This is a genomic window from Blautia sp. CAG:257 (assembly GCF_000433815.1).
Lineage (GTDB): Bacteria > Bacillota > Clostridia > Lachnospirales > Lachnospiraceae > Blautia_A > Blautia_A caecimuris.
Map to the genome: position 1 here is coordinate 7,693 of NZ_HF999062.1, position 1,341 is coordinate 9,033.

At 43.3% G+C, this 1,341-nt stretch carries 2 protein-coding genes; one reads left to right on the forward strand and one right to left on the reverse strand.

What is annotated here, in order from left to right; translation table 11 throughout:
- Window positions 1-170 precede the first annotated feature (170 nt).
- Window positions 171-614: a MarR family winged helix-turn-helix transcriptional regulator gene (locus QVP40_RS08145; protein WP_022067969.1), complete on the forward strand. Its 444-nt coding sequence runs from the start codon at window positions 171-173 to the stop codon at window positions 612-614.
- Between the two features lie 30 nt (window positions 615-644).
- On the opposite strand, the gene QVP40_RS08150 is transcribed toward QVP40_RS08145, so the two are convergent.
- Window positions 645-1,341 (reverse strand): DUF885 family protein (locus tag QVP40_RS08150; RefSeq protein WP_288200398.1); only part of this gene is annotated, 697 nt, incomplete at its 5' end.

Here is a 1,341-nt window from a genome sequence, read left to right on the forward strand (position 1 = left end):
AGTTGATATTTACTTTTTCATACAGAAATGGTATGGTTATCTCTCCTTCTGACAGCAGTAGAAGGAGGAACAATAAAATTACAGAGAAAGCCGGAAGCTTCAAAAAAGTGCTTTGTGCCGGGACTGGTTTGGGGTATAATAAAGAAAACATACAGGGAAAGGAGGCAGCTATGAATTCTGTTGAAACGGTAAATGATGTTCTGGTAAATTTGTTTAATGAAATTATGGACATTGAGGAGAGGGCTCTGATCACTCCTGAATATAAGGACATTTCTGTAAATGATATGCATGTAATAGAGGCTGTGGGGATCCGGAATCCAAGGAGCATGTCCGCAATAGCAAAGGATCTCTCCGTTACGGTAGGAACCCTGACAATAGCTGTAAATCATCTGGTAAAAAAAGGCTATATCAATCGGGGCAGAAGTGAAGAAGACAGGCGGGTTGTTCTTGTTTCCCTTTCGGAGAAGGGAGAAAAAGCCTATCATCATCACCGGATGTTCCATGAACGAATGGTAATGTCGGTTTTAAAAGGACTGGACAGGCAGGAGACAGAGACTCTGACAAAAGCTTTGAGCCATCTGCAGGATTTCTTCAGAAATTACAGAGACGAATAAAAAATATATGGGGGCGTTGGGCCCCCATAATTACTGTGTCATATATTTATACAGAACCGGAAAGGGAACAGGGCCGATTTCCAGTACTTTCTGATGAAACAGCCTGAGATCAAAAGCCTCTCCAAGCTCTTCTTTCTGCATTTCTTTCAGATCAAGAAAATTCAGATATCCCCAGTAATATTTCAGGTAGTTGGCAGGGGTTTCCACGATATACTGATAGATTTCCTGGATAACATCTGTTTTCTGGATGCCAAAAACACGTAAAAACCGGGCTGTCTGGGACTGATTCCATCCATGCTCATGGATGCTGATATCCAGAAGTGAATAGATGCACAGATTAATGCTTCTGTTCAGCCAGTACAGAGATGAAAGGTTTTTTGCATCACTGTCCTTTATAAAATTATCCGCATAGGAGGGAAGGCAGGATTCCACATAGGTTGCCCATCCTTCTACGTAACCGCCGCAGGAGATAAGATAACGGATATCTTCCGGCTGACAGGAGGCAAAAGAGGTAGTCTGATAAAGATGTCCCGGAAAGCCTTCGTGAGCAAGAGTGGAAACAAGTTCCGGACCGGAGTGGCGGCCTGAACGGTTAATATAAATTACGTTAGGGGTTCCGGTATCTAATGGCGGCGTCAGATAAAAGGCAGGACTCAGGTAATCCTCCATAGATTCATGTACATAGAGAACCTCATAAGGAGCAGACGGTGGTTCCGGGAAATCTTCT

What these genes read in the sequence shown, in the direction of transcription:
- QVP40_RS08145 (WP_022067969.1), top strand. Translation starts at nt 171, where the DNA reads ATGAATTCTGTTGAAACGGTAAATGATGTTCTGGTAAATTTGTTTAAT.